This is a genomic window from Arenibacter sp. F20364 (assembly GCF_023015905.1).
Lineage (GTDB): Bacteria > Bacteroidota > Bacteroidia > Flavobacteriales > Flavobacteriaceae > Arenibacter.
Map to the genome: position 1 here is coordinate 1 of NZ_JALKBD010000149.1, position 498 is coordinate 498.

The following is a 498-nucleotide window of genomic DNA, read 5'->3' on the forward strand; positions in this document are numbered from 1 at the left end:
ATAGCAATCCCCATAGTAAGGGAAAACAGGACCCGGTTCAGTCAACACGGTCTTCATGTTTGGCCGTACCGACCACACGAAGTCTTAGTTATTGGCAGTAGTGTTTTAATTACTTCCTAATCATAGAATAGAATTCTCTTTTTATTCTTTTCTATTCGCCTTTTATGATTGGTTCGTATTTATTCCAGTTGGCAACTATTGCCCAAATATTAATTACGAATAGTATTAATGCGATTCCAATTCCTGTTAGGTCGTGTATTAAATGATGAACAAATATTCCTACCATTACAGGAAGAATTACTAGCGCACCCAATGCTCTTGTTTTTGGGATTGCTATTAAAGTACCTCCAATGATTTCAATAATTGCTACAAGCGGAAAAATCCATTTAATTGTCATAAATCCGCCCATAATTTGCATCATTTCTTCAGACATTTCAGGCATAGGCATATAGTTGAAGAATTTGTTTAATCCTGAATTAATCATCATTAATCCGAATA

The 498-nt window shown here is 34.9% G+C and carries 1 protein-coding gene; it reads right to left on the bottom strand.

Features of this window, described 5'->3' with window-relative positions; translation table 11 throughout:
- Nucleotides 1-151 precede the first annotated feature (151 nt).
- Nucleotides 152-498: DoxX family membrane protein (locus tag MWU84_RS24105; protein ID WP_246906595.1), on the bottom strand; the 347-nt coding region annotated here is incomplete at its 5' end.